At 67.5% G+C, this 22,850-nt stretch carries 23 protein-coding genes; 12 read left to right on the top strand and 11 right to left on the bottom strand.

Features of this window, described 5'->3' with window-relative positions; all coding sequences use genetic code 11:
- Positions 1-240 precede the first annotated feature (240 nt).
- From AB0M24_RS28980 to glgB, 4 genes are read left to right on the top strand one after another with little or no spacing between them, the layout of a single operon-like run.
- Positions 241-2,217: a maltotransferase domain-containing protein gene (locus tag AB0M24_RS28980; RefSeq protein WP_363774642.1), complete on the top strand. Its 1,977-nt coding sequence runs from the start codon at positions 241-243 to the stop codon at positions 2,215-2,217.
- A gap of 32 nt (positions 2,218-2,249) precedes the next feature.
- A complete protein-coding gene (treS, locus tag AB0M24_RS28975) occupies positions 2,250-4,058 on the top strand; it encodes a maltose alpha-D-glucosyltransferase (RefSeq protein ID WP_363774639.1) in 1,809 nt (602 codons plus the stop codon).
- Between the two features lie 5 nt (positions 4,059-4,063).
- On the top strand, positions 4,064-5,374 hold the full coding sequence (locus AB0M24_RS28970; RefSeq protein ID WP_363774636.1) for an aminoglycoside phosphotransferase: 1,311 nt from the start codon (positions 4,064-4,066) through the stop codon (positions 5,372-5,374).
- 1 nt (position 5,375) lies between these two features.
- Positions 5,376-7,577 (top strand): 1,4-alpha-glucan branching protein GlgB, encoded by a 2,202-nt coding sequence (gene glgB / locus AB0M24_RS28965; protein ID WP_363774633.1) that lies wholly within the window; start codon positions 5,376-5,378, stop codon positions 7,575-7,577.
- On the opposite strand, the gene AB0M24_RS28960 is transcribed toward glgB, so the two are convergent.
- Positions 7,561-8,202 (bottom strand): hypothetical protein, encoded by a 642-nt coding sequence (locus AB0M24_RS28960; protein ID WP_363774629.1) that lies wholly within the window; start codon positions 8,200-8,202, stop codon positions 7,561-7,563. The two genes, glgB and AB0M24_RS28960, sit on opposite strands and share 17 nt — an antisense overlap.
- A 133-nt stretch (positions 8,203-8,335) precedes the next feature.
- Between AB0M24_RS28960 and AB0M24_RS28955 the strand changes: the two genes are divergently transcribed.
- Positions 8,336-9,706, top strand: a complete 1,371-nt coding sequence (locus AB0M24_RS28955) for a neutral zinc metallopeptidase (RefSeq protein WP_363774626.1) — start codon at positions 8,336-8,338, stop codon at positions 9,704-9,706.
- Between the two features lie 73 nt (positions 9,707-9,779).
- Here AB0M24_RS28955 and AB0M24_RS28950 read toward each other — a convergent pair whose 3' ends face one another.
- The 3 genes from AB0M24_RS28950 to AB0M24_RS28940 are packed head-to-tail and all read right to left on the bottom strand — an operon-like array spanning position 9,780 to position 11,514.
- Complete coding sequence (locus tag AB0M24_RS28950; RefSeq protein ID WP_363774623.1) at positions 9,780-10,505, bottom strand: hypothetical protein; 726 nt, start codon at positions 10,503-10,505, stop codon at positions 9,780-9,782.
- Positions 10,502-10,933, bottom strand: a complete 432-nt coding sequence (locus AB0M24_RS28945; RefSeq protein ID WP_363774620.1) for a DUF6114 domain-containing protein — start codon at positions 10,931-10,933, stop codon at positions 10,502-10,504. The genes AB0M24_RS28950 and AB0M24_RS28945 overlap by 4 nt, the downstream gene beginning before the upstream one ends.
- Positions 10,924-11,514 carry a DUF6230 family protein gene (locus tag AB0M24_RS28940; RefSeq protein ID WP_363774617.1) on the bottom strand — a complete coding sequence of 197 codons (591 nt, stop codon included), beginning with the start codon at positions 11,512-11,514 and terminating at the stop codon, positions 10,924-10,926. The genes AB0M24_RS28945 and AB0M24_RS28940 overlap by 10 nt, the downstream gene beginning before the upstream one ends.
- 182 nt (positions 11,515-11,696) lie before the next feature.
- On the opposite strand from AB0M24_RS28940, the gene AB0M24_RS28935 reads away from it, so the two are divergent.
- Complete coding sequence (locus AB0M24_RS28935; RefSeq protein WP_363774614.1) at positions 11,697-13,139, top strand: neutral zinc metallopeptidase; 1,443 nt, start codon at positions 11,697-11,699, stop codon at positions 13,137-13,139.
- A 32-nt stretch (positions 13,140-13,171) separates the two neighbouring features.
- Complete coding sequence (locus tag AB0M24_RS28930) at positions 13,172-13,966, top strand: metalloregulator ArsR/SmtB family transcription factor (RefSeq protein WP_363774613.1); 795 nt, start codon at positions 13,172-13,174, stop codon at positions 13,964-13,966.
- Here the strand turns inward: AB0M24_RS28930 and AB0M24_RS28925 are convergent.
- Entirely contained in the window at positions 13,943-14,335 is a 393-nt protein-coding gene (locus tag AB0M24_RS28925) for a hypothetical protein (protein ID WP_363774610.1), read from the bottom strand. The genes AB0M24_RS28930 and AB0M24_RS28925 overlap by 24 nt on opposite strands.
- Positions 14,336-14,469: 134 nt before the next feature.
- Between AB0M24_RS28925 and AB0M24_RS28920 the strand changes: the two genes are divergently transcribed.
- Both AB0M24_RS28920 and AB0M24_RS28915 read left to right on the top strand, forming a co-directional pair.
- Complete coding sequence (locus AB0M24_RS28920) at positions 14,470-15,609, top strand: histidine kinase (RefSeq protein ID WP_363774606.1); 1,140 nt, start codon at positions 14,470-14,472, stop codon at positions 15,607-15,609.
- A complete protein-coding gene (locus AB0M24_RS28915) occupies positions 15,597-16,244 on the top strand; it encodes a response regulator transcription factor (protein ID WP_363774604.1) in 648 nt (215 codons plus the stop codon). The genes AB0M24_RS28920 and AB0M24_RS28915 overlap by 13 nt, the downstream gene beginning before the upstream one ends.
- Positions 16,245-16,266: 22 nt before the next feature.
- Here AB0M24_RS28915 and AB0M24_RS28910 read toward each other — a convergent pair whose 3' ends face one another.
- Genes AB0M24_RS28910 through AB0M24_RS28900 form a run of 3 tightly spaced genes read right to left on the bottom strand, consistent with a single transcriptional unit; the run spans position 16,267 to position 17,998 of the window.
- Complete coding sequence (locus tag AB0M24_RS28910) at positions 16,267-16,746, bottom strand: YbaB/EbfC family nucleoid-associated protein (protein WP_363774601.1); 480 nt, start codon at positions 16,744-16,746, stop codon at positions 16,267-16,269.
- The gene (locus tag AB0M24_RS28905) at positions 16,743-17,681 is read right to left on the bottom strand and encodes a hypothetical protein (protein ID WP_363774598.1); all 939 of its coding nucleotides are present in this window, start codon (positions 17,679-17,681) and stop codon (positions 16,743-16,745) included. The genes AB0M24_RS28910 and AB0M24_RS28905 overlap by 4 nt, the downstream gene beginning before the upstream one ends.
- Complete coding sequence (locus AB0M24_RS28900; RefSeq protein ID WP_363774595.1) at positions 17,678-17,998, bottom strand: hypothetical protein; 321 nt, start codon at positions 17,996-17,998, stop codon at positions 17,678-17,680. The genes AB0M24_RS28905 and AB0M24_RS28900 overlap by 4 nt, the downstream gene beginning before the upstream one ends.
- A gap of 129 nt (positions 17,999-18,127) precedes the next feature.
- Between AB0M24_RS28900 and AB0M24_RS28895 the strand changes: the two genes are divergently transcribed.
- On the top strand, positions 18,128-18,670 hold the full coding sequence (locus AB0M24_RS28895; protein ID WP_363774592.1) for a hypothetical protein: 543 nt from the start codon (positions 18,128-18,130) through the stop codon (positions 18,668-18,670).
- Positions 18,671-18,681: 11 nt separating this feature from the next.
- Entirely contained in the window at positions 18,682-19,275 is a 594-nt protein-coding gene (locus AB0M24_RS28890) for a hypothetical protein (protein ID WP_363774589.1), read from the top strand.
- 146 nt (positions 19,276-19,421) lie between these two features.
- On the opposite strand, the gene AB0M24_RS28885 is transcribed toward AB0M24_RS28890, so the two are convergent.
- On the bottom strand, positions 19,422-20,054 hold the full coding sequence (locus AB0M24_RS28885) for a methyltransferase domain-containing protein (protein WP_363774586.1): 633 nt from the start codon (positions 20,052-20,054) through the stop codon (positions 19,422-19,424).
- Between the two features lie 71 nt (positions 20,055-20,125).
- Positions 20,126-20,578, bottom strand: a complete 453-nt coding sequence (locus AB0M24_RS28880; RefSeq protein WP_363774583.1) for a hypothetical protein — start codon at positions 20,576-20,578, stop codon at positions 20,126-20,128.
- 305 nt (positions 20,579-20,883) lie between these two features.
- Here AB0M24_RS28880 and AB0M24_RS28875 point away from each other — a divergent pair, with 305 nt between their 5' ends.
- The gene (locus AB0M24_RS28875) at positions 20,884-21,798 is read left to right on the top strand and encodes a helix-turn-helix transcriptional regulator (RefSeq protein ID WP_363774580.1); all 915 of its coding nucleotides are present in this window, start codon (positions 20,884-20,886) and stop codon (positions 21,796-21,798) included.
- On the opposite strand, the gene AB0M24_RS28870 is transcribed toward AB0M24_RS28875, so the two are convergent.
- Entirely contained in the window at positions 21,780-22,673 is an 894-nt protein-coding gene (locus AB0M24_RS28870; RefSeq protein ID WP_363774577.1) for a pyridoxal-phosphate dependent enzyme, read from the bottom strand. The two genes, AB0M24_RS28875 and AB0M24_RS28870, sit on opposite strands and share 19 nt — an antisense overlap.
- Positions 22,674-22,850 lie beyond the last annotated feature (177 nt).

Raw genomic sequence — 22,850 nt, 5'->3', positions numbered from 1 at the left:
GCGCGGGAGGCTACCTGTAGGCCATTCGCAACGATGTGAGTTACAGGCGAACGGTCCACATGAAGATGACATGAAGTGGCCATGTGATGCCCACAGACCCTGGACACAAACCTGACCCAAGGTGTGCGATCGACAAGTGCGGGGTACGGATCTACAAGGGGTAACCCGCTGACAGGCCGCTTGATCGAGCAAGGCAGGATTACTGACGACGCGGAGCGACACGGCGGAAGGGCGCTGCCGATGAGTGGACGACTCGGTATCGACGACGTATCCCCGGTGGTGTCGGCTGGCAGATATCCAGCCAAAGCCGTTGTGGGAGAACACATTCCGGTTGAGGCCACAGTCTGGCGCGAGGGGCACGACAAGCTCGCGGCGACAGTCACGTGGCGCGGACCGAACGACCGAGTCGCCAGGCAGACGAGAATGCACGAGGTCGGAATCGGCCTCGATCGCTGGGGTGCCACGGTTGTTCCCGACCAGCAGGGCGCGTGGACGTTCCGGATCGATGCGTGGAGTGACCCCTGGGGCACCTGGAACCACGCCGTTGAGGTGAAGATCGCGGCCGGACAAGGCCCCGGTGATCTCGCAAACGATCTTGAACTCGGTGCACTGCTACTCGATCGGGTGGCAAGGCGACCCGATCGCAGGCAAGAGCGAGCACTGCTCACGTCCGCGGCGGAAGCACTCCGCGACGAAGACCGCCCTCTCAACGAACGCGTCGCACCGGCCCTCGCCGACGACGTCCAGAAGATCATGTTCGAGCACCCGGTGCGCGAGCTGATCACCAAGGGCAAGACGCACAAGATCTGGTGCGACCGCAGGCAGGCCGCGTTCGGCTCCTGGTACGAGTTCTTCCCGCGCAGCACCGGCGGGATCGACGAGACCGGCCAGGCGGTGCACGGCACGTTCGCCACGGCGACCAAGGAGCTCGACCGGGTCGCCGCGATGGGCTTCGACGTCGTCTACTTCCCGCCGATCCACCCGGTCGGGCGAGTCAACCGGAAGGGCCCCAACAACACGCTCGTCGCCGGCCCGGAGGACTGCGGTTCGCCGTGGGCCATCGGCGCGGACGAGGGCGGCCACGACGCCATCGCGCCCGAGCTCGGCACGATCGAGGACTTCGACGCGCTCGTCGAACGCGCGCGAGAGCTCGGCATGGAAGTGGCGCTCGACTTCGCGCTGCAGTGCGCGCCGGACCACCCGTGGGTCCTCAAGCACCCGGAGTGGTTCACCACCCGGCCGGACGGGACGATCGCGTACGCGGAGAACCCGCCCAAGAAGTACCAGGACATCTACCCGATCAACTTCGACCTCGACCCCCAGGGCCTCTACCACGAGGTGCTGCGCGTGATGCTGCACTGGGCCGAGCACGGGGTGCGGATCTTCCGGGTCGACAACCCGCACACCAAGCCACCGGACTTCTGGCAGTGGCTGATCTGGAAGGTCAAGGAGGTCTACCCGGACACGCTGTTCCTGTCCGAGGCCTTCACCCGTCCCGCGCGGCTCTACGGTCTCGCCAAGCTCGGCTTCACCCAGTCCTACACGTACTTCACGTGGCGGACGGGCAAGCAGGAGCTGATCGAGTTCGGCGAGGACATCCGCGACCACTGGGACGAGGCGCGGCCGAACCTCTTCGTGAACACGCCGGACATCCTGCACGAGTCGCTGCAGCACGGCGGCCCCGGAATGTTCGGGCTGCGGGCGGCTCTCGCGGCCACGCTCGCCCCGAGCTGGGGCGTGTACAGCGGCTACGAGCTGTTCGAGCACGAAGCGGTGAAGCCGGGCAGCGAGGAGTACCTCAACTCCGAGAAGTACCAGCTGCGGCCTCGTGACTACGCCCGTGCACTGGCGGACGGGCGGAGCCTCGAACCGTGGCTGCGCAAGCTGAACCACATCCGCAGGGCGCACCCGGCACTCCAGCAGATGCGCACGCTGAAGTTCCAGCACATCGAGAACGACGCGTTGGTCGCCTTTTCCAAGCGCGACCCGGAAACGGGCGACACGGTCGTCGTGGTCGTGAGCCTCGACCCGAGCAACGCTCAGGAGGGGACGCTGTACCTCGACCTGCCCTCGCTCGGGTTCGACTGGCACGAGCGCGTGATCGCGCACGACGAGGTCACCGGCGAGACCTGGGACTGGGGTCAGGCCAACTACGTCCGCCTCGAGCCGTGGCGTGCCACCGCGCACGTCGTGAGCCTGCAGCGACGCTTCAGCTGATCAACCGCACAACCCCCGACGAGGTGGGCATCATGGTCGACGACTCCCGTCCCGACGCTGCGCTCGGGTTGGAAGGAACACCGCACACCGGAGAGGCCATCGACGACGACGGCTTCCTGGTAGAGCCCCAGGCCGAGGACTTCAAATCGGCGAAGGAGGCACCCCCGGACCCCAGCTGGTTCAAGGGCGCCGTCTTCTACGAGGTCCTGGTCCGGGCCTTCAGCGACTCCAACGGCGACGGCACGGGTGACCTCAGAGGACTCGCCTCCCGCCTCGACTACCTGGAGTGGCTCGGCGTCGACTGCCTCTGGCTGCCGCCGTTCTACGCGTCGCCGTTGCGCGACGGCGGGTACGACATCAGCGACTTCCGCGCGGTGCTGCCGGAGTTCGGCACCGTCGAGGACTTCGTGTACCTGCTGGAGGAGGCGCACCGGCGCGGGATCCGCGTGATCACCGACCTCGTCCTCAACCACACGAGTGACGCGCACCCGTGGTTCCAGGAGTCGCGGCAGAACCCGGACGGCCCGTACGGCGACTACTACGTGTGGAGCGACGACGACTCGCGCTACAGCGACGCGCGGATCATCTTCGTCGACACGGAGTCGTCGAACTGGACGTACGACCCGGTGCGCGGGCAGTTCTTCTGGCACCGCTTCTTCAGCCACCAGCCGGATCTCAACTACGAGAACCCGGACGTGCAGGAGGCGATGCTCGACACCCTGCGCTTCTGGCTCGACCTCGGCATCGACGGGTTCCGCCTCGACGCCGTGCCGTACCTCTTCGAGGAGGAAGGCACGATCTGCGAGAACCTGCCGCGCACGCACGAGTTCCTGAAGAAGTGCCGCAAGGTCGTCGACGACGAGTTCCCCGGCCGGGTGCTGCTCGCCGAGGCGAACCAGTGGCCGTCGGACGTCGTCGAGTACTTCGGCAACCCGGAGATCGGCGGCGACGAGTGCCACATGGCGTTCCACTTCCCGCTGATGCCGCGCATCTTCATGGCGGTGCGGCGCGAGTCGCGGTTCCCGATCTCGGAGATCCTGGCGCAGACGCCGTCGATCCCGGAGAACGCGCAGTGGGGCATCTTCCTGCGCAACCACGACGAGCTGACGCTGGAAATGGTCACGGACGAGGAACGTGACTACATGTACGCGGAGTACGCCAAGGATCCGCGGATGAAGGCGAACATCGGCATCCGTCGCCGGCTGGCCCCGTTGCTGGAGAACGACCGCAACCAGCACGAGCTGTTCACCGCGATGCTGCTGTCGTTGCCCGGCTCGCCCGTCCTCTACTACGGCGACGAGATCGGCATGGGCGACAACATCTGGCTCGCCGACCGCGACGCCGTGCGCACGCCGATGCAGTGGACTCCGGACCGCAACGCGGGCTTCTCGAGCTGCGACCCCGGCCGGATCTACCTGCCGGTGATCATGGACCCGGTCTACGGCTACCAGGGCCTGAACGTCGAGGCGCAGCTCAACAACTCCTCCTCGCTGCTCAACTGGACCCGCCGGATGATCGAGGTGCGCAAGCAGCACCACGCGTTCGCGGAAGGCGACTTCACCGAGCTGGGCGGCTCGAACCCGAGCGTGCTGGCGTACAAGCGGTTGTGGAAGCGCCCGGACGGCCGCGAGGACATCGTGCTCTGCGTGAACAACCTGTCCCGCTTCCCGCAACCCGTCGAGCTGGACCTCTCCGAGCACCGCGACTACACGCCGCTGGAGCTCACGGGAGGTGTCAAGTTCCCCTCGATCGGGGAACTCCCGTACCTGCTGACCCTTCCCGGTCACGGTTTCTACTGGTTCCAGCTGGTAGAGGCGGGCGACGACAGCGAGATGAGGTGAACCGCGTGATCGATCCCGACGAGCTCACCGACAAGCTGGTCCAGACGCTGCCCGACGTCCTGCCCACCCTGCGCTGGTTCGGGGGCAAGGACCGCCCGATCGACGCCGTCCGTCCACTGAGGACGACCGCGCTGTCCGACGACCTGGTGCACGTGATCGTCGACGTCGAACAGCCCGGCCGCACCGAGCAGTACCAGCTGATCATCAGCGAGCACTCGGACGGCTTCGACGCGACGTCCGATCCCGAACGCAACGGCTTACTGCTGACCAAGATCGCGGCCGGCGAGCGCGCGAACGGCATCACGTTCGCGCACGAGCAAGGAGTCGAGCTGCGCACCTCGTTGCGCGGCAGGCCGATCGGCGTCGAGCAGTCCAACACGTCGCTGATCTACGGCCAGCAGTACATCCTGAAGATCTTCCGCAAGCTCGCGCGCGGCGAGAACCGCGACCTGGTGCTGCACCGGGCGTTGCGGTCCGTCGGCTGCGAGCACATCGCGCAGCCGCTGGGGTCGATCTCGACGACGCTGGACGGTGAGACGGTCACGCTCGCGATGCTGCAGGAGTTCCTGCCGGACGCGGTCGAGGGCTGGGCCATGGCCACCACGTCGGTGCGCGACCTGATGGCCGAGGCCGACCTGCACGCGTTCGAGGTCGGCGGCGACTTCGCCGGTGAGGCGGGGCGGCTCGGCCACGCCGTCGCGAAGGTGCACGCGGATCTGGCTCAGGCGCTGGGCACGCGCCTGGCCGACGACGACGCGGTCGGGCGTGCGATCGAGGGCATGCAACGACGTCTCGACGCCACGCTGCAGGCCGTGCCGGAGCTCGCCAGGTACGAGGAGCCGCTGCGGGCGACGTTCGAGGACGCCCGCAAGCACCTCGGGCAGATCCCCATCCAGCACATCCACGGCGACCTGCACCTGGGCCAGGTGCTGCGGACCGTGCACGGCTGGCTGCTGATCGACTTCGAGGGCGAGCCCGCGGCCAGCGTCGAGACGCGCACCATGCTGAAGTCGCCGTTGCGCGACGTGGCGGGGATGCTGAGGTCGTTCGACTACGCGGCACGGCAGCTGCTCATCGGCCAGCCCGATGACGACCAGCTCGCCTACCGCGCGATGGAGTGGACGAAGCGCAACCGTGCGGCGTTCTGCGACGGCTACGCCGAGGTGGCGGCCGACCCGCGGGACAACGCGCACCTGCTGCGCGCGTTCGAGCTGGACAAGGCGGTCTACGAGGTCGCTTACGAGCACGCCAACAGGCCGGAGTGGTTGACGGTTCCGCTGTCGTCGATCGCCCGGATGACGTCTGGAGGAGAGTGACGTGAAGGCCGACCTGGACCGGCTGCTGTCCGGTGCGCACCACGACCCGCACTCGGTGCTGGGTGTGCACACCGTCGGCGACCAGGTGATCGCGCGGGCGTTGCGGCCCGGTGCGTCCTCGGTCGCGGTGGCGTGGGGTGACAAGCAGGTCGAGCTGTCGCGCATCGCGGACGCGTTGTGGGAGGGCGAGCTGCCCGAAGCTCCTGGCGACTACCGGTTGCTGGTCAAGTACAACGGCGGTCCGGCGGTCGAGGTCGACGACCCGTACCGGTGGCTGCCGACGGTCGGCGAGCTCGACCTGCACCTGATCGGCGAGGGCCGGCACGAGCGGCTCTGGGACGTGCTGGGCGCGCACATCCGTTCGTACGAAACGGCTTCCGGTGACGTCACCGGTGTCTCGTTCGCCGTGTGGGCACCGAACGCGCGCGGCGTGCGCGTGACGGGCGACTTCGACGGCTGGGACGGACGCGCGAACCCGTTGCGCTCCATGGGTTCCAGCGGTGTGTGGGAAGTCTTCCTGCCGAACGTTCCCGCGGGCACTCGGTACAAGTTCCGGATTCTCGACGCACACGGCGTGTGGCACGAGAAGGCCGACCCGATGGCGTTCGCGACGGAGAAGCCGCCGCAGACCGCGTCCGTGGTCACGAGGTCCGAGTACCAGTGGCAGGACGCGGAGTGGGAGGCGCGGCGCGAGGCGACCCAGTGGTCGAACGCGCCGATGTCGATCTACGAGGTGCATCTCGGGTCGTGGAAGCCGGGTCTCGGTTACCGGGAGCTGGCGGTCGAGCTCGCGGACTACTGCGAGGACATGGGTTTCACGCACCTGGAGCTGCTGCCGGTCGCCGAGCACCCGTTCGGCGGTTCGTGGGGCTACCAGGTCACCTCGTACTACGCGCCGACCTCGCGGTTCGGGTCGCCGGACGACTTCCGGTTCTTCGTGGACACGTTGCACCAGCGCGGAATCGGCGTGCTGGTCGACTGGGTGCCCGCGCACTTCCCGAAGGACGCCTGGGCGCTCGCGAAGTTCGACGGCACGCCGCTGTACGAGCACGCGGACCCTCGTCGTGGCGAGCAGCTCGACTGGGGCACGTACGTCTTCGACTTCGGGCGCAACGAAGTCCGCAACTTCCTGGTCGCCAACGCGCTCTTCTGGATCGAGGAGTTCCACCTCGACGGTCTGCGCGTGGATGCCGTCGCGTCGATGCTCTACCTCGACTACTCGCGGCCTGAGGGCCAGTGGCTGCCGAACGAGTACGGCGGCCGGGAGAACCTCGACGCGGTGCGGTTCCTGCAGGAGCTGAACGCGACCGTGTACCGGCGGCACCCCGGTGTCGTGATGGTCGCCGAGGAGTCCACCGCGTGGCCCGGCGTGACGCGGCCGACGCACCTGGGCGGGCTCGGGTTCGGTTTCAAGTGGAACATGGGCTGGATGCACGACACGCTGCACTACCTGTCGCGCGAGCCCATCCACCGGTCGTTCCACCACAACGAGATGACGTTCTCGTTGGTGTACGCGTGGAGCGAGAACTTCGTGCTGCCGCTGTCGCACGACGAGGTGGTGCACGGCAAGGGCTCGCTGTGGCAGCGGATGCCGGGCGACGACTGGAACAAAGCCGCGGGCGTGCGCTCGTTGCTCGCGTTCATGTGGGCGCATCCGGGCAAGCAGCTGCTGTTCATGGGCGGCGAGTTCGGGCAGCGGGACGAGTGGTCGGAGTCGCGGTCCCTCGACTGGCACCTGGTCGAGCAGGGTGGCCTGCACCAGGGCATCCAGTCGCTGATGCGCGACCTGAACTCGGTGTACAAGACGGCGGCGGCGTTGTTCTCGCACGACGTCACGCCCGAGGGCTTCCAGTGGATCGACGCGAACGACTCGGCGGGCAACGTGCTGACGTTCCTGCGGGTCGGTGAGGACGGCTCGACGCTGGCGTGCGTCGCCAACTTCGCCGGGATGCCGCACCACGACTACCGGGTCGGGCTGCCTTCCCCTGGACGGTGGAAGGAGCTCGTGAACACCGACGCAGCGCACTACGGCGGTTCCGGTGTGGGCAACCTGGGCGGCGTCGAGGCGGAGGCCAAGCCGTGGCACGGACGGCCGTACTCCGCGGTGCTGCAGCTGCCGCCTTCCGGGGTGCTGTGGCTGGTGCCCGATCCCGCGGCTGAGGCTGTCACCGAAGCCCTGCCCGTGCTCAAGGCTGAAGACTGACCGACCTGTCCGGCAGCGCTCCGTTCCAGTAGAGCGCGCCGGACACTCGGGCCGTGGCCGGTGGACTGCCGGTGCAGGTGTGGGTGGCCTGCTCTTTCAGGTCGAACGGCGGGAAGTCCTGGCAGCCGGTGACGGTGAGCCGCAGGCCGGTCAGCGGTAGGTTGCCCGTGTTCGTGACGGTGATCTTGAGCTGGCCTTCGTCGTGTGCGAGTTGCAGGTCGTACGCGGAGACTCGCAGGAACACGCAGGTCCAGTGGATCTCCGCGTTCGTCGTGGCGAAGAACCGGACGGTTGCGGCGTTCTGCGGCGCGATCATGCCGTAGGTGTTGTACCGCTTGTCCTGCTCGGGCCAGCGCGCGTACGTCCGTCCAGTTTGGATGTTGTGCCGGTCCAGGAACTGGAGTCCGACCGCGGTGGCCGGTCCCGGTTTGATCGTGCCCGCCCAGACGGACAGGTCGTAGACGCCCTGCGGCACGGCTTTGACCTTGGTGTCCAAGGTTCCGGGGCCGGTGATCACGCCACTGCGCGGATCCGGCGCGATGCCGCCGAGGCAGCCGGGCATCGTCGGATCGGCCCCGGTGGGAGGGCCGAGCAGAAGCATCAGAGCGCAAAGCAATTCGCGCACGAGTGGAAATGTAAGGCCGCCGTGAGGTCACGGCTCGGTGAACCTCCCGGGTGATCCGCACGTTGCCCTTGATATGCCCCTGAGTTCGCCGAGTACGACGCCCGTCAAGCCGCGCGACAGGCACAATGGCTTCATGCCGCTCCGGAGCATCGCGCTGATCCTCGTCACCGCTCTGCTTGCGGTGGGGTGCACCGCCCAGATACCCGGCCGCCCTCGTGCCGCCAAGGTGGTGAAGAAGGAAGCGTCGAGCGAGACCATCCAGGTCAGGGGCACGGACAACGGCCCGATCGACAAGCTCGCCGCCACCGCGCTCACGGACATCGACGAGTTCTGGAAGCAGTCTTTCCAGCAGACGTTCAACAAGGCGTGGAAGCCGCTGACCGGCGGTTACTACTCGGTCGACACGGCCGACGCCTCCGCGAAGCCGCCGCCGTGCACGCAGAAGGCCGCCGACGTGGAAGGCAACGCCTTCTACTGCCCGGCCGCCGACGCCATCGCCTGGGACCGCTCCTCGCTGCTCCCGGTGCTGCAGGACCGCTTCGGCGAGGCCGCCGTGGTCGTCGTGCTGGCCCACGAGATCGGCCACGCCGTGCAGAACCGCATGGGCATCACGCCCGAGGCCGAGCGCCGCGAGCCGGACAAGTACCCGACGATCCTCACCGAGGCGCAGGCCGACTGCTTCGCGGGCTCGTTCGTCCGCAACGTGACCGACGGCAAGTCCGCCCGCCTGGAGTTCGACGCGGACGCCCTGGACAAGGCGCTGGGCGCCCTGATCACGTTCCGCGACCCGGTCGGCACCTCCCCGGAGGACGAGCAGGCGCACGGCAGCGCGTTCGACCGCGTGGCGGCGTTCCAGGACGGCTACGAGCAGGGCACGAAGTTCTGCGCGGCCATGTCCGTGCAGAACCGCACCTTCACCCAGCGCGCCTTCACGAACGTCGACGACCGCGCGAGCGGCGGCAACCTGCAGTTCTCGAAGATGCTGGAGTCCGTGACGCCCGACCTGGACAAGTACTTCCAGACCCTGGCGACCTCTGGAGGCAAGACCTGGCCGTCCCCGCGCGCTGAGGCGGCTCAGACCGAGCCGGACTGCTCAGGCGACCAGGGCCCGGTCGCGTACTGCCCGTCGGACAAGACGATCAAGATCGACACCAAGGACGAGCTGCCGCTGCTGCACAAGGAGCTCGGCGACTACGCGACGGGCACGCTGATCGCGACCAGGTACGCGCTGGCCGAGCTGGCCGCCTACGGGAAGCCGACCGAGGGCTCGCAGGCGTCCGCCGCCGCGCTGTGCCTGGCCGGGGCGTACACGGGTGCGGTGTTCCAGCGCCAGGACGGGTTCGGGTTGTCGCCGGGTGACTTCGACGAGGCCGTGACCGTGCTGCTGAAGTTCGACTACGCGGCTCGTGACGCGAAGGGCGAGGACGCGGTGGACCCCGGCTTCGCTCGCGTGGCGCGGTTCCGCGAGGGCGTGTTCGAGGGCCCGAAGAAGTGCGGTCTCTGATCTGCCGCTGAACAAACTGAAGCCCGCACAGCTTTTTGCAGCGTGTGCGGGCTTCAGAGCTTTTGTGCGGCGGTCAGCGCCGTTCGACCGGTGCCAGATCGGACACGACGGAGATCCGGGCGCCGGGGATGGTGAGGTTGCCGCCCTTGAGGTCGGTGTTGCGCACCGTGACCTCGGTGAACGTCACGAACGGCACGTTCAGGGGCGGCGGGCTCGCGGCCGTGTAGTTGACCGGGATCTTGAGCCCGAGGATGTTCAGGTTGCCCTTGAGCTGCACCGTGAACAGCTCGATCAGCGGCGGTTCCTTCGAGCCGGGCACCGGGGTCCGGTTGACCGTGGACGTGCTGCCCGCGCGTGCCGCGGTGACGAGCTTGATGCCCGGCTGCACCTCGGCCGTCTGCACCAGGTCCTTGATCTTCATGTCGCTGGTCGTGAACTTCAGGACCTTGATGACCTGACCGTTCAGCACCGCGTCGACGACCCCGACGAAGTTGAGGCCGCCGAGGTCGAGCCGGGACGCCGTCAGCGTCCACTCACGCCCTCCCGCCGCCACCGGGGCAGGGGCCGGTGGCGGGGGCGCCGACGACGAAGGCGGCTCCGTGCTGGGCGGAAGGGTCGGCACGGACGACGACGCCGGCGGTGGAGTGGCACTGCTGCTTGAGGCAGGTGGTGGCTCCGTGGTTGTCGTCGGAGCCGGTGAGCTGCTGCTCGGATCGGGCGGCGGCTCTGTGCTCGACGGCGGTTGCAGCGCCAGGACCGCGATCATGGCGACCGCGGCCATCGGCTGTGTTCGCATCATGTGGGTTGGACCCTCTGGGTGGGCTCAGTGCCGCGCTTGGCCTTCTTGGCCTTCTTGGGTTCCTTGGGGTTGTCCGTCCAGGCCACGGCGAGCGCGCCGCCGAGCAGGCTGAGGATGGTGCCCATCAGGAAGCCGCCGAGGTTGGTCACGACGAGCGCGACCAGCGACAGCAGCACCGTGACGATGCCCGCCGCCAGCCGGAACTTGGGCTGCAGCCACAGGGACACAGCGCAGATCGCCAGCAACGTGCCGATCAGCAGCGCGGACACGCCGCCGATCGTCTTGATCGAGATGACCATGTCGCCGAGCTTCACGCCGACGAACGGCGGGAACAGGATGATGAACGCACCGGCCGCCACGAACAGGCCGGCCCAGAAGGGCCGGCCACGTCGCCACGCGGTGAAAGCACGCCAGGCTTTCAGAAGCACTCTTGCTTCCCCTGGCGGATGGTCAGGTTCATGCCGTTGAACCTGATGGTCTGGGCCGTGGTGGCCCAGGCGGTCTGCTGCAACTTGGCGATGTTCGCCGAGTCAGCCTGCAGACCGAACGAACCCGGCAGACCCCTGAGACCGTCGGGACCCTTGTTCACCTTGCTCGCGTCGATGCCGATCTCCGGGTTGCCCAGGACCAGGTCACCGTTGAGGTCGGTGAGGTTGACGACCAGGTTGTCGGCCGACATGCCACCCACGCTGTCCGCGGTGATGCGCATCGTCACGTCACCGACGATCGGCATCCCGGGGACGAAGACCGACTGGCAGAACTTGTCGAGCGACGCCGTCTTGAAACCGCTGACGGCGACCACGTGCACCTGCCCGGCACCCGCGTCCACGCCGCCGAACTGAACGAACCCCTTGCCCGTGAGGTTGTCGGCGGACACCTTGAAGTTCGTGCCGGACACCGCGAACGATGCGGCCAGCGCTCCCTGGGACATGCCGAACAGGAGGGCACCGGCACCAACGACACCGATGCCGAGCACCCCGACGAACCGTGCCCAGCGCGTTCTACCCATACCGCCAAACTCCTTCCACACCGAAGGCTTGCAGGGAGGGACTGTGCGCCGCGAAACATCGGCAGGACAACGAAAACGAGTCCCCGCAGTCTTGAAATCACCCCTGGGGGTGAGACCGTTTCACGTTTGGCCCCTGGTCCTTGCGTCACACGCGTGAAGCACTCTTAGTAGGGTTCGCCCTCATGGGGATCGGACGAATCGCCGTGGCACTGGCCGCGACCGCAGCGCTCACCGCCTGCGCCTCCGTGGTCGAAGGCCAGCCGAAAGGCGAGCGCCCGGACCCCACCAAGGTCGCGGGCCTGGAGATCTCCAACGGCCCCTCGGGCCCGAAGCAGGGCGTCCCGGACGCGGATCTGACCGTCGAGAACGGCGACGGCGGCGAGATGGACCGGCTGGCCATCAACACGCTCGCCGACGTGCAGGAGTTCTGGAAGGCCGAGATCCCCAAGTCGTTCGCCGGGAAGACCTTCGAACCGGTGAAGCGCTTCATCTCCTACGACTCGGCCGGCAAGGGCGTCGAGGTCTGCAAGCTCGACACCGCGGGCGTCGCCAACGCCTTCTACTGCGCGCTCGACGACAGCATCACGTGGGACCGCGGCGAGCTCCTCCCGATGCTCAAGGACTCCTTCGGCCCCATGGCCGTGGTCACCGTTCTGGCCCACGAGATGGGCCACGCCGTGCAGTACAAGCTCGGCGCGACCTCCAACATCGGCCCCAACACTCCTTCCATCGTGAAAGAGCAGCAAGCCGACTGCTACACCGGCGTTTTCATGCGCTGGATCGCCGAGAACAAGTCCAAGCACTTCGAGCTCAGCACCGGCGAGGGCCTCAACCAGGTCCTGCAGACGATGTTCTTCATCCGAGACGCCGCCGGTACCTCGTTCGAGAAGCAGGGCGCCCACGGCAGCGCCTTCGACCGCGTCTCGTCGTTCCAGTTCGGCTTCACCCGAGGCGCTTCCCGCTGCGCCGAGATGAACGAGGCCGAGATCAACAAGCGCATCACCGAACGCCCGTTCGACCTCTCCGACAAGGACCAGGGTCAGGGCCGCGGCAACGCCCAGATCAGCCAGGACAAGTACCTCAAGGCCCTGGAGGAGTCCCTCCGCGACGCCTACAAGACCAGCGGCGCCGCCTTCCCGGCCTGGGACAGGTCGGGCATCAAGCCCTGCACCGACGCCCAAGCCACCTCCCCGGTCACCTACTGCCCGTCGGTGAACCAGGTCCAGCTCGACCTCCCGTCGCTGGTCAAGGTCGGCACACCTCCGAAGAAGGGCTCGAAGGGCGGCATCGGCGACTTCGCGGCCTTCGCCCTGATCGCCTCCCGCTTCTCGCTCTCCATCCAGCACGCCACGGGCTTCAAGCTCGACGACGACGCGGCAGGCCAACGCACCGCCTGCCTGACCGGAGCCTGGGCAGGCCTGACCAACCGCCCGGACGCCGCCGCGGGACTGCGCCTGTCCCCCGGCGACCTCGACGAGGCCGTGGCCGAACTCCTCGCCGACAACAGCCTCATCGCCGCGGACGTCAACGGAAAGGCCGTCCCCTCCGGCTTCGCCCGCGTGGAAGCGTTCGGCGACGGCTTCTACAAAGGCTCCGGCTACTGCGTCAAGAAGTATTCGGTTTGATTCCTCCATCGACACCCGTCGATACTTGCTCCGTGCTGACCGACGAAGCCACCACCTACGCCTCGTGGTTCTCGACCCTGTCCGACCCGACCCGCGTCCGCCTGCTCCACCACGTGGCCTCGGCCCCAGGCGCGGTCACCGTCGGCGAACTGACCACCCTGCTCGGCGTGAGCCAGTCCACCTGCTCCCACCACGTCCGCAAACTGGCCGAGGTCGGCTTCGTCCACGTCCAGCGCGAAGGCACCACCACCCTCGTCACCGTCAACCCGGCCTGTTGCACGGGTCTGCCGCACGCCGCCGACGCGGTGATGGGCGCCCTCTCGACAGGCTCGGTCAACCCGGTGTCGGGTGTGGCCGTGCGGGCCATGACAGCCGCGGACTGGACGGACGTCCGTCGCATCTACGGCGAAGGCATCGCGACCGGCAACGCCACCTTCGAAACCGACGTCCCGTCCCGCCGCACCCTGGAGTCCAAGTGGCTCCCGGACCACCGCTGGATCGCCGTCGTGGACGGTGCCATCGCGGGCTGGGCCGCCGCCACCCCGGTGTCCGCACGCGACTGCTACTCCGGCGTGGCCGAGACGTCCATCTACGTCAGCGACTCCCACCAGGGCCGCGGTGTGGGCAAAACCCTGCTGCACCACCAGGTCTCGGCCGCCGACGCCGACGGGCTGTGGACGCTGCAGGCCGTGATCTTCCCGGAGAACCGCGCCAGCATCGCCCTGCACCACCGAGCCGGGTTCCGCACCGTGGGCATCCGCGAACGAATCGCCCAGCACCACGGCGAATGGCGCGACACCGTCCTACTGGAACGCCGCCGCCCGTAGACACAGCGCCGCGAGAGGAAGCTCCACCACGATCGCCATGCCGACGGCGACGGCCAGTTCCGGTCCGGAGGAGGTGGCGACGTCGATGCAGGCATCCGCGAGCAGCAACACCGCCGCGGCGACCGCGGGTGCCCGATGCCGACCGTCCTGTCGCAACAACCGGTTCCCCGCCGCCAGCAGCGCAACGGCCTCCAGGCCGTCCAGGACGACCCAGCCGACGGCCTGGGCGGGCGGCAAGGTCGCGGCGAGGTACCCGAGCCACGGCAGCAGGGCGAGGCCCGCACCCGTGAGCACGCGCCCACGCCACCGACCGGCGTTGGAGAGCTCGGCGAAAGCGGGACGACAGCGGGGAATCGCGACGAAGGCCATGGTGACCAACCCTGCGATCCCTGGCTTCTCGAATCTGTAGCACCGCTGTCCGTCTTGGGGGTGGTACCAGCTACACCCCCGTGCGGGTGCCACCTTCATGGCAGTGGCCCCACCCAGCACCTACGGTCGACTTCATGAAGATCGACCCCAGGCTGCGGCGGGGACTGACCCGTCTGACCCGCAACACGGCCTTCCTGGCCCTGGGGGCACCACTGCACCTGCTGACGGGCCTGCTACTGGTCGTGATCGCCACGCTGATCTGGGACATCATCGGCGGCGGCGACAGCAGCACCCCGGTGATCCTCGGCTTCACGGTGGCGCTGACCGCGTTGTGCGTGCCGGCGCTGACCGCGGCCCAACGCTGGCGCTTCCGGCAGCTCCTGGGCATCGACGTCCCGCGACAAGGCCGGCAACCGGCCCGGCAGCTCGGCTACCACAGCCTGGCCGGCGCACTGTTCGGCACGCTCGAAGCGCTGGTCCTGCTGGCCGCCCTGGCGCCTGCCTGGATCTACGCCTTCGACCGGCCCTACGTGACCGTGGCAGGCGTGCTCGCCCTGGCCGCCTTCCCACCCTCAGCCGCCGCCCTGGTGCGCCTGGAGAGCCAGGTCGTCCCGTCCCTGCTGGGCCACAACAGGGAAGAGGCCCTCGCGCGGCGAGTCGAGGACCTGACCCTGAGCCGAGCGGGCGCCGTGGACGCCGCCGCCGCCGAACGCCGCCGCATAGAACGAGACCTGCACGACGGCGCACAACAACGCCTGGTCTCCCTGGCCCTGAACCTGGGCCTGGCCAGAACCACCCTGGATCTCCCACCGGAGGCCCGCGAGGTGATCGACACGGCCCACCGCGAGGCCAAGGAAGCAATCGAGGAGCTGAACAACCTGGTACGAGGTCTGCACCCGTCCGTCCTGGACGAACTGGGCCTGGACGCGGCCCTCTCCGGCCTCGCCGCCCGCACCGCCGCACACCTGCGGGTGGACCTGCCGCGCCGACCACCACCGCCCGTGGAAGCAGTCGCCTACTTCGTGGTCTCCGAGGCGCTGACGAATGTGGCCAAGCACTCGAACTCGACCAGGACCGATGTGACCGTCACGCTGCTGGGAGACATGCTGCGCCTGGTGATCAGCGACGACGGCCTGGGCGGCGCCGACCCGGCCAGGGGAACCGGCCTGACAGGCCTCGCCCAGCGCGTGCGTTCGGTGGACGGCACGTTCCGGATGAGCAGTCCGGTCGGAGGACCGACCACGATGAGCGTGGAGCTGCCGTGCGCGCAGTGATCGCCGAAGACTCCGTGCTGCTGCGCGTGGGCCTGGTCAAGGTCGTGGAAATGGCAGGCTTCGAAGTAGTCGCGGAAGCAGGCAACGCCGCAGAACTACTGGCAGCGGTAGAAGAACACACCCCGGATCTGGCCCTGATAGACGTCCGGATGCCACCGGGCTTCACCGACGAGGGAGTGCGCGCCGCCCTCTCGATCCGCGACACCCACCCGTCGACCGCCGTACTCCTGCTCTCCCAGTACGTCGAAGAGCGCTACGCCACCACCCTGCTGGCCACCAACACCAGAGGCGTGGGCTACCTCCTGAAACACCGGGTAGCCGACGTGGAGGAGTTCATCGAGGCCCTCCGCCGCGTCGCGAACGGCGGCACCGCGCTGGACCCACAAGTGATCTCCCAGCTCCTGGTGCGCCGGCCGAGCGACCCGCTGGACCGCCTGACACCGCGGGAACGCGAGGTTCTCACCCTCATGGCGGAGGGCCGCTCCAACGCGGGCATCGCCACTCAGTTGGTGGTCAGCGAAAGCGCGGTCGCCAAACACATCAACAGCATTCTCGCCAAACTGGATCTCCCGAAGGCGGACGCGGACCACCGCCGAGTGCTGGCAGTACTGCACTTCCTGGGCGTGGGCGCCTGAGCTGGGCGCCGCGGTGCCTAGCTCACCAGGGTTCTTCCTTCAGCCAGCTGTCCGGCGGCCCCTCCTCGGCGTGGTCGCCGGCCCGCCGCGACGGCGAGTTGCCGCGCACGGGCAGCGCCAGCGTCACCGCGCCGACCTCGGGCGCGGGCAGCAGGAACGGTGGCAGGGCCTTGATCACGCCCTCGTTCCGCAACCGCACGTACACCTCACGCACCTGGTTGCGCGCGTCGGCCGTCGCCTGGCGCACGACAGCGGTGATCGCGTGCGCCAGGTCGTCCTGCTTGGCCTGCTTGGTGAGCGGCGACAGTTCAAGCCGCAGGAGCAGCCCGGAGTGGTCGACGGTGGCGGTCACGTCACCGTGTTCACTCCGCGCGGTGCCGCGGACGGCGGCGACCTGCTTGTCGGCCCACTCCCGCGCGTTCTGCCGGCGGTCGGCCGTCGCGGCACCTTCCTCGGACTGGGCGCGCAGCCGAGCGGCGCGCGCCTCCGCGTCCTCCGTCACAGCCCCGGCCGACCGGGACCGCTGTCCGCTTCCTTCGGCTCCTTCACCAGGTCGTCGTGGCTGATCCTGCCCGACGGCTTGCGGCCGTCCCGGTGGAAGTCGTCGGGGTTGAAGTTGTCGTCGGTGACCAGGCGCGGCCGGGGCGGGTTGACCTCGGGCACTTCCCCACCCGCCATGCTCTCGGCCACCGCGCGGAAGCCCATGCGAACCTTCTCCATCTGCCTGCGGCCGGTTTCGAGGATGTCCTCGCCCTTCGCCGGCAGCTTCCCGACGACCTCCTCCACGCTGCTCGCCTCGAGCACCGTGGAGTTGACGCCGGACGCACCGGTCTGCAGCGCGTCACCCACCGCCAGCGTGGCGATGAACGCGGCACCGGTACCGGCGGTCGCGGCCGCGACACCGATGGACACCGCCGCGGACGCGAGCGTGATCATGATCTTGGCTTCCCTGACCTCACCGGCCTCGACGCCCTTGTGCCCGGTCTCGACGAGGGACAGCACGTCGTCGCGGAAGCTCGTGATCGCCTTTTCGTAGGCCTGCATCGCGTACTTCGCGGCACGGACGACGTCCCGCTTGCGGGCGAGCGCGCCCTCGATGCTCGGCTGACCTCGCAGGTACGAGCGGAAGCCGTCGGCGGCGTCGCCCTCCCAGTTCTCCAGGTAGAGGTCCATGTCGTTGAGCACGCCCTCGCAGAAGTCCTGGTCGATGTCGTCCGCGGCCTTGGACAGCAACGAGATCTCGTCGCGGACGCCCGAGAGCGCCACGTCGACGTCGATGAACCGCCCGAACTTGGCGAAGAGGAGCTGGATGTCCTCCTTCGCCGTCGGGTAGCTGGCGTTCTCCTCCAGGTGGTCGGGGAAGAACCAGTCGTCCTGTTCGTCGAACTTCTTGCAGAAGTAGTCGGCGTGCTTCTGCATGTCGTTGGCCCAGCTCATGACAGGAGCCCTCCGAACACGCGCTGGTTGTCGGAGTCCGCGGCGATGTAGCGGTCGGCGACCTCGATGAGGGCCTTCTGCGCCAGGTCGAGGTTCTCCTCGTTCCTGGTGAACACGCTGAGCAGCATCGAACGCGCGCCGTACCACTCGTTGTGCGCCGCGTAGACCTCGACGTCCCCCGCGAACGCCTTCCCGTCGAGCTGCTCGGTCTCGGCGATCTTGCCCCTGGCGGTGTGCGTGTGGTCGATGAGCTTGCCCATGTCGTGCGTCGCCGTGTGCTTCAAACCCTCTGGTTCGGCGTGGAATCCTGTGCCCATCGTTCCCTTTGTCCGTCTCGACTGGTTGTGCCGGCGACAGGCTATGTCACCCTTTCGGACGAAGATCACCGGCACGGTGGTCACTCTCGGTGTCACCAATCTGTCAGCGCCCGCTGACAACCTGCTGACATGGGGAAACAGCGAACGTTCGCAGTGCTGCTCTCCGCACTGGTTCTGCTGGTGGCGGCACCGCTGACGGCGGCCGCCAACAGCTTCAGCCCGCACGCGGACAACTCGGCACACAGCTTCTTCTTCGACGACGACCTCAGCGCGGCGCAGAAGTCCGGCGTCGACTGGGCGCGCAAGAACTCACTCGCGCCGACGGACATGACGACGAGCGTGAACACCACCTACAACACCAAGGTCGACGTGTGGGTGTACTCGACCTGGAACCCACCGGCCGACCTGCGCAACGCCTACGCCTGGGCGAGCTGCATCAAGCGCGTCAACGCGGCCAAGTGCGAGCAGCACGAGCTCGTGATCAACAACAGGAAGCCGCACGACAACTACAAGTCCCTCGGCTGCCACGAGATCGGCCACACGGTGGGCCTCGGCCACGCGTCGGGCAAGAACAGCTCGTACTCCACGCCGAACCGCTCGTGCATGCGCGGAAACCCCGACCACAACTACTACTCCACGCACGACAAGAACCACATCAACGGCGCCTACTGATGAGGATTCCCATGCGCACCTTGTTGTTGGTGGGCGCCGCCGCACTGGCGCTCACCGCCTGCTCCTCGACCCCCGCGCCCGGTTTCTGGGACGCGCACACCGTCCAGGGCTCGATGCCGGAGGAACCGGACACCGTCGAGCAGCTGGCAGCCCAGTCCACCCTGGTCGTGCTGGGCACCATCGACGGCGTGACCGAGGGCAGGGAGTACACCGACCCCGGCAAGCCGGCCCACCGCACGTCGAACGTGGCGATCCAGGTCGAGAAGTCCAGCAGGGCCGGTGTCTCCCAGGCCGTGGTGGAGTTCTCCCGCCAGCCCGAGACCGCTCTCCCGGACGTGGTCTCGACCCTGCCGAAGGGCAAGTACGTCTTCTACCTGCAGCACTGGTACGACGGCCCGGACGGCCCCGTGTACGGCTGCACCTCGGTCGGCATGTGCGCCGTGGGCGTGGACGGCGGCTCGGTGGCGACGCCGCGTGATCCCGGCCTGGCCGAGGACATGCGCGCGGAAGGCCGTGTCCCGGTGAAGAACCAGGCACCGTCCCCGGACGGCCTGACGGTGGAGCAGATCTTCAGCACCAGCGCGGCGGCGGTGCCCGCTTCCTGACGCACCGGCCGGGGGTGGCCGCGAAGCCATCCCCGGCAGGCGTTGGTCAGTACAGCACGGAAGCCAGGTTCCGGCGGGCGGCCGCGACGAATCGCCCAACACCACGGCAGTTGGCGAGACACAGCCCTCTTGGAACGCCGCCGCCCTTAGACCCGTGCGCGAACGAGCACAGTCCCAGGCCGACCTGGCTCTGGAGCACCGACGGTCTCCGCCACGATCTCACCGAACCCTGCCGCAGCAAGCTGCTCGATCCACTGATCGACAGGCAAGTGCCATTGCCGGATGACCTGCCCGGCCTGGTCCCCCTGCTCAACAGCAGGCAGCTGCGAGAAGGCGAAGACACCGCCAACGCTCAACCTCGCGCGCACCAACGGAAAGAGAATCGCCGGGTCCGTGAACCAAACCGCACCGAAGATCGAGTAAACGACGTCGAACACGGGACCTGCCGAGGAGAGGTAGTCGACCGCGTCAGCCGTGACGAACTCAAGGCCTCCGAGGTGACCCCAGGTATCGGAGGCGAGATCAGCACGACTGGGAGCGATGTCGATACCGGTGCAAACAGCACCCAGTGTGGCGAGATGCGCAAGGTTGGCCCCTGCACCCGAACCGAGCTCCAACGCCCGCTTGCCACGAACGTTTCCAAGCACGGTCTCGTCAGGTCCATGATCCGGATACTGAGTCCAATTGAGCCACGTGGAAGCGCCCGCAGCGTTGACGGCACGACGCGGCGTGTACTTCGCGGCGTACCGCTCCCAGATCTGAGCCTGAGGGCTGACCACCAACGCCCCTTCCTCGTGAAGCCCCTCGTTCCGCACTCGGGAAAGCGGAACGAGGGACGGTATCAGCGCACCTACTTCTTGCCACCGGGGCTGTCGTGGCAGCCCGCATAACACTGGTTGCAGTCGACGGACTGCGCGTTCCAGAGCTCGGCATCGAGTGCGAACCCAGCCGCGCGGATGGCCTTGATCGTGCTGTTCAGCACGAGCGGCCCTTCCTCTCCTTCCCCAGGCAGGTGAGGGATGTGGTGGATGTAGCGACCGTCGTTGTTCTCTTCGCAGAAGAGGAAGTAGTTGGGAGTGTCGAGCATGAAGCTGTGCACGCCCTCGTCGACGATCGGCGTCGGCCCCATCGGTATGTCCGAGTTCTCGCCCGCGACCACGAGGTAGGCGACCGCCTGCCCGAAGATGCGTTCGGCCATGTCGCGGTCTCGCTTGTGGTCACGCATGATCAGCCGGACCTCGCGGTCCCACACTTCAGCCGACACACACGTACGCGGGTCGCGCAGGATCACTGCAGTGGACATGCTGCTTCTCCCTATTCCTGTCTGGCAAGGCACTCGGCGCAGACCTGAAGCGGATCAAGAGGCGTACCAGGAAGTTCGAAGTACGGCCGGAAAGTCCTCCCGCACAAACCTTCGACATCCCCACCGTCCACTGGAGCAGCGAGATGGGTGTCGCGGTCCGCCGTGGTGGCGAGGTACCAGCGAGAGACCTTCATCGGCATGCCATCAGGAAACCGCAGGTCAGAGCCGCCAGGAACCCGGCCAAACGATGATCTTGTGCTACAACTTCTCCCCTCCGAACAGGGAAAAGTTGTAACCTCGGCGAGATGTCGGCATCGTTTCGAAGCCTCCGCCAGGAGCAGGCCGCACTGTCTGCCGCAGCCCGGTCCCAGCACAAGACCTGGGGCGAGATCGCGCGCGACTTCTCGCAGCGCTACAAGATCAACATCAGGGTCGCGTTCCGCCTCGCGAGGGGCTGGAGCCAACGCGAAGCGGCCGAACGCTGGAACGCCAGGTGGCCCGCCGACCTCAAGTCGTCCAAGGCCTTCTCCTACTGGGAGACCTGGCCCGCACCGACAGGACACGAACCGTCCATCAGCGTCCTGAACCGGCTTGCCGAGCTGTACGACTGCAGCACCAGCGACCTCGTCGCGGACTGCGCCGACTTCCGCTCATCCGACCCCGCCTTCGACGCCGCGCAGCAACTCCAACTGATCGCCCACAACTCAGGCCCGCAGCTGGACATCGCCGCCCTGGCCGACCAACTCGGCCGCGCGCTGCTGGCAAAGGCCACCGCCACACTGGCCTCACCAGAAGCCGACCCGAGCGAAAGCTCCCAGCGCCTGACCGGAATCTGGCTGAGCCGCTACTACTACCGCAGCGAGGGTCGCGACGAGGAGTTCGTGGGCGAACACTACGCAGTGCTTCGCCACCAGAAGAATCGCCTTACCGCACAAAGCCTTCCGCACACCACAGGCTCATCCATGATCCTCGACCTGGTCACCGACGCCTCAGTCGCCACAGGCACCTGGCGGGAGACGACCTCACCAACCGGCTACTACCGAGGCGCGGTGTATCACGGCACCATGCAGTTGATGGTGGACCCGTCCGGCCGGCGAATGCACGGCATGTGGCTCGGCTTCAGCCGCAAGTTCGCGATCAACAGCGGCCGCTGGGAACTGGAGTGGTGCGAGAGCGACATCTCGAAGGCCGCACAACAGGCCTACGACATGAAGCTCTGATCGGCACCCGTAACCACGGCGACGATCGTCTCCCCGCGAGCAAACGCCCCTCGCTCGATCAACTCGAAGACACCGAACATCATCTTGGCGACGTACACCCAGTCCAGGCGCAACCCATGACGCGCCTCGAAGTCGTCGATGAAGGCGTCCAACTCGCCACGCCGCTTGGCAAACCCACCGAAGTGAAACTCGGTCCGGACCATCCAATTGGAACTCACCGCACTAAACGCCTCCCGCTGCAGGCGCGCGACATCCTCCACGAGGAAATCACCACCCTTCAGCGCGGCAAACCCGAGCGCCTTCTGTCCCTCCCGCAACCCGTGCGCGATGCCAGCCAGAGTCCCGCCAGTGCCACAGGCACAACAGATCGCGTCGAACTCGACATCGATCTCCGCAGGCAGCTCGGCGCATCCTCGGACCGCAAGCGCATTGCTGCCGCCTTCAGGCAGCAGGTAGAAGTCGCCGAACTGATCGCGCAGCCCACCGAGCACGTCCGCATCGGTCTTACGCCGGTAGGTGCCACGATCCAGGTACGTGAGCCTCATACCTCGGCTGGCCGCAAAGGCCAGCACATCGTTGAGCGGCTCGTGGGCCTCACCCCGAATCACGCCCACAGTCTCAAACCCGAAGAGATCACCAGCCGCCGCTGTTGCCGCGATGTGGTTCGAGTAGGCACCGCCAAAGGTCAGCAACCGGGGCTGCCCCCGCTCCTCGGCCGCCTCGAGGTTGTAGCGCAACTTGCGCCACTTGTTGCCAGTGAGCTCAGGATGAATCAGGTCGTCCCGCTTCAAGTACAGCCGCAGCCCACGCCGACCAACGCGATCGTCGCGCAACTCCTGAAGCGGCGACGGCAGTTGAAGAGACAGGCTTCCCACAACCAGATCATCTCAGGCGCCGCAGGCGCCCGATCAGCGAAGCCGAAGGCGAGCCATGGCGAAGGCGAAGCCGAGCTGCTTCAGCCAAGAAACGACTAGGTGGGGTGGGTCCCGTCACGAGTCGTGGCTGATCGTTGGCCGCGCCAGAGGGGTTGGGTCAAGTCGACACGCTTTTCG

The organism is Lentzea sp. NPDC051838 (assembly GCF_040681245.1).
In the GTDB taxonomy this organism is placed as follows: Bacteria; Actinomycetota; Actinomycetes; order Mycobacteriales; family Pseudonocardiaceae; genus Lentzea.
Note: the sequence above shows the minus strand (reverse complement) of the source record. Positions and strands in the feature narration are given on the sequence as shown.

Coding starts and splice junctions, on each gene's coding strand:
- AB0M24_RS28980 (WP_363774642.1), top strand. CDS start 241: ATGAGTGGACGACTCGGTATCGACGACGTATCCCCGGTGGTGTCGGCT.
- treS (WP_363774639.1), top strand. CDS start 2,250: ATGGTCGACGACTCCCGTCCCGACGCTGCGCTCGGGTTGGAAGGAACA.
- AB0M24_RS28955 (WP_363774626.1), top strand. CDS start 8,336: ATGCCGCTCCGGAGCATCGCGCTGATCCTCGTCACCGCTCTGCTTGCG.
- AB0M24_RS28950 (WP_363774623.1), bottom strand. CDS start 10,505: ATGATGCGAACACAGCCGATGGCCGCGGTCGCCATGATCGCGGTCCTG.
- AB0M24_RS28940 (WP_363774617.1), bottom strand. CDS start 11,514: ATGGGTAGAACGCGCTGGGCACGGTTCGTCGGGGTGCTCGGCATCGGT.
- AB0M24_RS28935 (WP_363774614.1), top strand. CDS start 11,697: ATGGGGATCGGACGAATCGCCGTGGCACTGGCCGCGACCGCAGCGCTC.
- AB0M24_RS28925 (WP_363774610.1), bottom strand. CDS start 14,335: ATGGCCTTCGTCGCGATTCCCCGCTGTCGTCCCGCTTTCGCCGAGCTC.
- AB0M24_RS28920 (WP_363774606.1), top strand. CDS start 14,470: ATGAAGATCGACCCCAGGCTGCGGCGGGGACTGACCCGTCTGACCCGC.
- AB0M24_RS28905 (WP_363774598.1), bottom strand. CDS start 17,681: ATGAGCTGGGCCAACGACATGCAGAAGCACGCCGACTACTTCTGCAAG.
- AB0M24_RS28900 (WP_363774595.1), bottom strand. CDS start 17,998: ATGGGCACAGGATTCCACGCCGAACCAGAGGGTTTGAAGCACACGGCG.
- AB0M24_RS28895 (WP_363774592.1), top strand. CDS start 18,128: ATGGGGAAACAGCGAACGTTCGCAGTGCTGCTCTCCGCACTGGTTCTG.
- AB0M24_RS28890 (WP_363774589.1), top strand. CDS start 18,682: ATGCGCACCTTGTTGTTGGTGGGCGCCGCCGCACTGGCGCTCACCGCC.
- AB0M24_RS28880 (WP_363774583.1), bottom strand. CDS start 20,578: ATGTCCACTGCAGTGATCCTGCGCGACCCGCGTACGTGTGTGTCGGCT.
- AB0M24_RS28875 (WP_363774580.1), top strand. CDS start 20,884: ATGTCGGCATCGTTTCGAAGCCTCCGCCAGGAGCAGGCCGCACTGTCT.